The 6,470-nt window shown below is 61.8% G+C and carries 7 protein-coding genes; all 7 read left to right on the top strand.

Annotated elements, in window-relative coordinates; genetic code table 11:
• Nucleotide 1 precedes the first annotated feature (1 nt).
• The 7 genes from ACRESJ_RS20780 (at nt 2) to feaR (ending at nt 6,381) form a co-directional block, all read left to right on the top strand.
• Complete coding sequence (locus ACRESJ_RS20780) at nt 2–487, top strand: nuclear transport factor 2 family protein (protein ID WP_431759574.1); 486 nt, start codon at nt 2–4, stop codon at nt 485–487.
• Nucleotides 484–1,605, top strand: a complete 1,122-nt coding sequence (locus tag ACRESJ_RS20785) for an amidase (protein ID WP_431759575.1) — start codon at nt 484–486, stop codon at nt 1,603–1,605. Before ACRESJ_RS20780 ends, ACRESJ_RS20785 begins: the two co-directional genes overlap by 4 nt.
• A 49-nt stretch (nt 1,606–1,654) precedes the next feature.
• The gene (locus ACRESJ_RS20790; RefSeq protein ID WP_431759576.1) at nt 1,655–2,938 is read left to right on the top strand and encodes an aromatic ring-hydroxylating oxygenase subunit alpha; all 1,284 of its coding nucleotides are present in this window, start codon (nt 1,655–1,657) and stop codon (nt 2,936–2,938) included.
• A complete protein-coding gene (locus ACRESJ_RS20795) occupies nt 2,935–3,435 on the top strand; it encodes an aromatic-ring-hydroxylating dioxygenase subunit beta (RefSeq protein WP_431759577.1) in 501 nt (166 codons plus the stop codon). Before ACRESJ_RS20790 ends, ACRESJ_RS20795 begins: the two co-directional genes overlap by 4 nt.
• A gap of 10 nt (nt 3,436–3,445) precedes the next feature.
• Nucleotides 3,446–4,186 (top strand): SDR family NAD(P)-dependent oxidoreductase, encoded by a 741-nt coding sequence (locus ACRESJ_RS20800; RefSeq protein ID WP_431759578.1) that lies wholly within the window; start codon nt 3,446–3,448, stop codon nt 4,184–4,186.
• Between the two features lie 175 nt (nt 4,187–4,361).
• On the top strand, nt 4,362–5,312 hold the full coding sequence (locus ACRESJ_RS20805) for a PDR/VanB family oxidoreductase (RefSeq protein WP_431759579.1): 951 nt from the start codon (nt 4,362–4,364) through the stop codon (nt 5,310–5,312).
• A 148-nt stretch (nt 5,313–5,460) separates the two neighbouring features.
• The gene (feaR, locus tag ACRESJ_RS20810) at nt 5,461–6,381 is read left to right on the top strand and encodes a transcriptional regulator FeaR (protein WP_431759580.1); all 921 of its coding nucleotides are present in this window, start codon (nt 5,461–5,463) and stop codon (nt 6,379–6,381) included.
• The last annotated feature ends 89 nt before the right edge of the window (nt 6,382–6,470 follow it).

A 6,470-nucleotide genomic window follows, 5' to 3' on the forward strand; every position in this document is an offset into this window, starting at 1 on the left:
CATGAACGAGGCCTTGCTGCAGCGTCTGGCGACGCTCGAAGGGGAAAGTGCTGTGCGCCGCCTGATGGCGCGCTACATGGATCTGTGCGATGTGCCAAGGGCGCCCGTCTGCGTCAGCGACCTGGCCGAGCTGTTCTGCATCGATACGATCTGGGAAGGCATCGGCAGCCAGACCGCGCAAACCTTCGGTCAACACCGTGGGCGCGAGGCCGTGGCCGCGTTCGTTGGCGGCTACCTGCCGCCGTCGGACCACTTCCGACTGAACCTGCACTACCTCACCAGCGAGTCGATTCTGGTCGACGGTGAGACCGCGCAAGGGCAGTGGATCATGCAGCAGATTTCCACCTACGCCGATGGTCGCAACGAGTTGTTCGGCACCCGCCTGAACATCGATTTCCGCTGCGTCGACGGCACCTGGCTGATCGCGCATTTCCGCACGCAACGCCTGTTCAATCAGGACCTCTTCACCAAGGAGGCATGCGCATGAGCACCTTCATCAGCGAATTTCTCCTCGGCGGCAACGGCAAACGCGTTGCCATCAAGGACTCCATCGACATCGCCGGCTATCCGACCCGTTCGGGCAGCCGCGCCTTTGCTGACGCACCGGCAGCAACGAAAAACGCCGACGTCGTGGACGCAATTCTCGAAGCTGGCTGGCAGATCGTTGGCAAAACCAACCTGCACGAACTGGCCTTCGGCGTCACTGGCATCAACGACTGGACCGGAACCCCGATCAACCCACAAGCCCCTGATCGCGTACCTGGCGGTTCGTCCAGCGGTTCGGCTTCGGCGGTCGCAGCAGGCCTTGCGGACATCGCCATCGGCACCGACACCGGTGGTTCGGTGCGTGTGCCAGCGGCCTGCTGCGGCATCGCCGGGCTCAAGCCCACTTACGGACGTGTCAGCCGTGTTGGTGCGCATCCGCTGGAATCGAGCCTCGATTGCGTCGGGCCGTTCGCCAAATCCATGGACGATTTGATCGCAGCCATGCAGGTGATCTGCCCCGGCTTCAACGTGCAGGGCCTGCCGGCTGACGGTGCCAAGGTCGGCTTCCTCGACGTGGCCTGCGATGCGCACCTGCTAGCGAGCCTCGGCGCCGCCGCTGACCGTGCCGGATGGCGGCGCAGCCACCTGCAGTTGAGCGAGTTCGAAGCGGCATTCGTTGCCGGCCTGACGGTCATCAATTTTGAAAACTGGTCCGCGTTCGGTCACCTGACCGGCAAAGGCCTGATCGGCGCCGATGTGGAAACACGTTTGTTGGCGGCCAGCCGTACCACCCGCCAGGAACTGGCCGAGGCCGAAGCCGTACGCAGCCGTTTCACCCAGCAGGTGGACGCGGCGCTGGAAGACTTTGCCGTGCTGCTGTTGCCGACGCTGCCGAGCTTGCCGCCGACCCTCAGTGAAGCGCGCGCTGGCAGCAAGGCTGTGGCCGGCATGACCCCACTGGTACGACCCTTCAACCTCAGTGGCCATCCGGCGCTGACGGTGCCGGTGGAACTCGATTGCGGCGGGCTGAAAGTCGGCCTGCAAATCGTCGGTCGCAAAGGTCAGGACGAAGTGGTCTGCGCCTTCGGGGCGCAACTGCAACAGAGCATGGTCGGTTAGCCCCCGGCTCCATAACCCAATCATAAAAAGAAGCCATGAGGAGAACCGCATGAGCACTCATGAATACCCGCTGATCGCAACGTCGAGAAGCCCCGAAGAGCTGGTCCAGCACGACCGCGTCGACGTCTCGCTGTACAACGACCCGGCGCTGTTCGAAGCCGAGCTGGACAAGATTTTCTACCGCACCTGGGTGTGGGTTGCCCACGAAAGCGAAGTGCGCAACAGCGGCGACTTCAAGACCGCCACCATCGGCCGTCGCCCGGTGATCGTTGTTCGTGACAAGAAGAACAACATCAACGTGCTGGAAAACCGTTGCCGCCACCGTGGCGCCACCGTGTGCGAGAAGCACAAGGGCAACGCCACCGGTTTCACCTGCCCGTACCACAGCTGGTCCTATGGCCTGGACGGCAAGCTGCGTGCGCTGCCGTATCCGGATGGTTACGAAGGCATCCTGGAGAAATCCGAACTGCCACTGACCAGCCTGCGCGTCGAGAGCTACGCCGGCATGGTCTTCGCCAGCTACAACGACGACATCGAACCGCTGGAAGACTTCCTCGGCGGCGCCAAGCACTGGATGGACCTGTTTATGAAGCAGGGTGCCGGTTACCCGATCAAGACCCAGGGCGAACACAAGTTCAGCTTCAAGGGCAACTGGAAGATCCAGCTGGAAAACACCACCGACGGTTACCACTTCCCGATCGTGCACAAGTCGTTCATGTCGTCGGTGGATGAAGAAACCTCGGAAATGCTCTCGTTCATGACCGACGAACAGGCTGTGACCCACTCGCTGGGCAACGGCCACAGCGTGATGGTGATGGTGCCGGAGCACGTCGACCTGGATCACGACGACGGCACTGAGCAGTTGCAGGAACGCTTCGCCCACGTCACTGAAGAGCTGTCGAAAACCATGCCGGCCGATCAGGTGCGCCGCATCGTGCGCTCGCTGCACGGCGCCGGTTTCAACCTGAACCTGTTCCCGAACGTGGCGATGTCGATGTCGTTCTTCCGCGTGCTGCGTCCAGTGTCGGTCACCGAAACTGAAATCCGTCACGTTGCCCTGGGCATGGACGGCGGCCCGGAAATCGCCAACCGCGAGCGTATGCGTATCCACGAACACTTCCAGGGGCCGTTCGGTTTCGGCAGCCCTGATGACGCCGAGGCCTGGGACCGCGTGCAGCGCGGCTCCTATGCCGGCGTCAACGCGTCGATTCTGGTCAACCGCGGCCTGAACCGCGAAATCACCGCAGAAAACGGCGACAAAGTCAGCCACGCCACCGACGAAGGCGGCATGCGCGGTGCCTACGACATGTGGAAAAGGATGATGAGCCAATGAGCAATCACGACACCCTGACCGGTTTTACCGGCCCGCTGGCCCAGGCCATCGAATTCATCTGGCGCGAAGCCGAGCTGCTGGACCACAAGAACTACGCCGAGTGGGCGACTCTGTGGAGCGAGAGCGGCAAGTACATCGTGCCGATCGACCCGGACACCGAAGATTTCGAGGCGACGCTCAACTACGCCTACGACGATGCACGCATGCGTGACCTGCGCATCGAACGCTTGACCGCCGGCTACTCGCCGTCGGCCGTGGACGCGGCGAAAACCATCCGCACCGTCTCGCGTTTCCGCTTGGTGGAAGCGGCCGGCGACATCGTCGAAGTCAACTCCGCGCAGCTGCTGTACGCCTACAAGCGCGGCGTGCACACGCCGTTCGTGGCCGACTTGAACCACCGCATCCGCTTCACCGACGGCGTGCCATCGCTGGAGCGCAAGGTGGTTCGCCTGATCAACTCCACCGACAGCCTGAGCGCGCTCGGCTTCCTTTTGTGAGGGCAACATCATGAGTCGAGTAGCCCTTGTAACGGGTGCCTCGCGCGGGCTGGGCGAGTGCATCGCCCGTCGTCTGCACGCAGCGGGTTATCGCGTCGGTTTGGCCGATGTGCGCTTGGACGGTGTGCAGCAGCTGGCCACCGAGCTGGACGGCAGCGGCGCCACTGCCGTTGCCATCGAGCTGGACGTTCGCAGCAAGGCAGACTTCCAGCGTGCCCGTGACCTGCTCGCCGAGCGCTGGGGTGGCACCGACGTTCTGGTCAACAACGCTGGCGTGTCGAAAGTCGCGGCGCTGATGGACATCACGCCGGAAGAATTCGATGAGTCGATGGCGATCAACCTGCGCGGCACTTTCGTAGCCTGCCAGGTGTTCGGCGCGCACTTTGCCGAGCGCGGCTTCGGTCGCATCGTCAACATCGCGTCCCTGGCCGGGCAGAACGGCGGCACCGCCACCGGCGCGCACTACGCGGCAGCCAAGGGCGGCGTGGCGACACTGACCAAGGTGTTCGCCCGTGAACTGGCCCCTCAAGGCGTGACGGTCAACAGCATCTCGCCAGGTCCACTGGACTTGCCGGTGGTGCGCGAAACCGTGGCGCCGGAGCGTCTGGAACAGATCCTCAAGATGATCCCGGCGGGCACTCTCGGTGATCCGGCGTTCATCGCCGACAGCGTGCTGTTGTTGATTGCCGACAACGCCACCTCTGTCACGGGAGCGTGCCTGGACGTCAACGGCGGCTTGTTCATGCGCTGATTTCACGACCGGATAATAACCCTGTAGGAGCTGGCTCAACCCTACACTGCAGGCTGCGATCTTTTGATGTTGGTTTTTAGAAGCAAGATCAAAAGATCGCAGCCTGCGGCAGCTCCTACACAGGGGATTTGGTTCAAGCAATGTTTAACAGAAACAACAGAATTCAGGTGATGCCATGATGAAGGTGAAAATCGAAAGGATCGTCGACGAAGCGCTGGATATCCGTTCCTTTCGCCTCGTGCGCAGTGACGGCCAGCCGCTCGACACCTATGAACCGGGTGCCCACGTCGACCTGACCGGGCCGACCGGCGTAACCCGTCAATATTCCCTGTGCAGCCCGCCACAGGATCGCCGCGCCTATCTGGTGGCGGTGAAGAAAGAAGCACAATCGCGTGGTGGTTCAGCGGCGCTGCACGAGCAGGTCGAAGAGGGCATGGAGCTGGAAATGGGCGCGCCGCGCAACCTGTTCCGCCTCGATCCGCAGGCCACTGAACACGTGCTGTTCGCTGCCGGCATCGGCGTCACGCCGCTGCTGAGCATGGCCTACCGCCTGACTGAAAGCGGCCAGTCGTACCGCCTGCATTACTTCGCCCGTGCGGCGCAGTACGCGGCGTTTACCGAACTGTTGTCGACCGAATTCGCTGACAACGTGGAATTCCACTACGGCGTCGAACCGGCGGATCTGGACGGCGCCCTGAGCGAATGCCTGGAGCGTGCCGGCAACGCAGCCCATGTCTACACCTGCGGCCCTGCGCCGTTCATGAACAAAGTGGTGGAAGTGGCGAGTCGCAGTCGCTCGGACGACGCCATTCACCTGGAACACTTCGCAGCGGACCCGGCAGCCAACAGCGCGCCAACCGGCAGTTTCGAAGTGGAGTTGGCCAGCTCCGGCGTGGTGCTGCATGTGCCGGCTGATTCAAGCCTGGTCGACGTGTTGCAGGCCCATGGTTGCGACATCGATACCGAGTGCCGTGAAGGCATCTGTGGAACCTGTATCGTCGAAGTGCTGGACGGTTTGCCGGAGCACCGCGACAACTGTTTGTCGAACAAGGAAAAGGCGTCCAACAAACAAATTTGCGCCTGCGTATCACGAGCGCTTTCCGCTCGTCTGGTATTGGACATCTAAGCGCTTTCAAGGCTGGAAAGCCGACGCCGGAGCCTGTTGAATGGGCGCCCGGCGGCTGTCGAGGGAGGAGACGGCTGGAATATGACACTCGAACCGCTCGACGAAGCGGTCGAAAAATAACAACAAAAACACGTGAGGCTCTGCGGACATGATTACAGCATCGACGGTGCGCAACGAGGCGTTCGAAAGTTGGTTGAGCCAGGTGAACCAGGCCTGCGGGCGTTTCGATGCCCGGGCATTGGACACTGAGTTCTATGGCGAACTGGCGGAATTTCGCAGCGGTGCGATCAACCTGAGTGTGGTCGACATGGCGCACGTGCATCTGTATCGCACCAACAAGGACGTTAGCACCAGCAGTGACGGCCACTATTACGCAGTGTTCCAGATGCGCGGCAGTTCGCAACTGGAGCAGGGTGACAACCGCGCACAACTGGGCTGTGGTGACATCGCCCTGATCGACGCCAGCCGCCCCAGCGACATGACCTACAACGACGATTCCCGTCAGCTGTCGCTGATCCTGCCGCGCCAGGTGGTTGAACGTGGCTCGCATTTCAATGCGGTCAATTGCGCCACGCGCATCGCTGCCAGCAGTCCCCTGGCCACGATGGCCCACAGGCTTATTCTGGAGACTCGTCAGCAGGAAGGCCTGGACATGCAGGAGAGCGAAGCCGTCCTCGACGCGCTCGCCAGCCTGTTGCTGCCGGGGATCAGCGCCCAGGACAACGCCGGTGATTCCCATGAGCGGCAGTTTCGCAAGATCATTGCCTTCATCGACCAGCACATCAGCGACGAGGAACTGTGTCCCGAGTTGATTGCCCGGGAGGTGGGCGTTTCAGTGCGCGGGCTGTACCGGATGTTCTCCAAGCGTGGGCTGGTGGTCGCTCAGTACATCAAGCACCGACGCCTGGATTTCTGCGCCGAAAATCTGCGCCGTGCCGACGTCGAGCAAAAGCTTTCTGCGTTGTGTTATGCCTGGGGCTTCTCCGATTCCAGCTACTTCTCCTCGGCCTTCAAATCACGCTTCGGCGTATCCCCGGGCGCTTACCGCAAGCGCTATAGCCAGAGCTGATACCCACGTCCCATCATGTAGGAGCTGCCGAAGGCTGCGATCTTTTGACTTTGTTTTTAGAGCAAGATCAAAAGATCGCAGCCTTCGGC

The sequence above is a fragment of the Pseudomonas sp. genome (genome assembly GCF_050739655.1).
In the GTDB taxonomy this organism is placed as follows: domain Bacteria; phylum Pseudomonadota; class Gammaproteobacteria; order Pseudomonadales; family Pseudomonadaceae; genus Aquipseudomonas.

What these genes read in the sequence shown, in the direction of transcription:
- ACRESJ_RS20780 (WP_431759574.1), top strand. Translation starts at nt 2, where the DNA reads ATGAACGAGGCCTTGCTGCAGCGTCTGGCGACGCTCGAAGGGGAAAGT.
- ACRESJ_RS20785 (WP_431759575.1), top strand. Translation starts at nt 484, where the DNA reads ATGAGCACCTTCATCAGCGAATTTCTCCTCGGCGGCAACGGCAAACGC.
- ACRESJ_RS20790 (WP_431759576.1), top strand. Translation starts at nt 1,655, where the DNA reads ATGAGCACTCATGAATACCCGCTGATCGCAACGTCGAGAAGCCCCGAA.
- ACRESJ_RS20795 (WP_431759577.1), top strand. Translation starts at nt 2,935, where the DNA reads ATGAGCAATCACGACACCCTGACCGGTTTTACCGGCCCGCTGGCCCAG.
- ACRESJ_RS20800 (WP_431759578.1), top strand. Translation starts at nt 3,446, where the DNA reads ATGAGTCGAGTAGCCCTTGTAACGGGTGCCTCGCGCGGGCTGGGCGAG.
- ACRESJ_RS20805 (WP_431759579.1), top strand. Translation starts at nt 4,362, where the DNA reads ATGATGAAGGTGAAAATCGAAAGGATCGTCGACGAAGCGCTGGATATC.
- feaR (WP_431759580.1), top strand. Translation starts at nt 5,461, where the DNA reads ATGATTACAGCATCGACGGTGCGCAACGAGGCGTTCGAAAGTTGGTTG.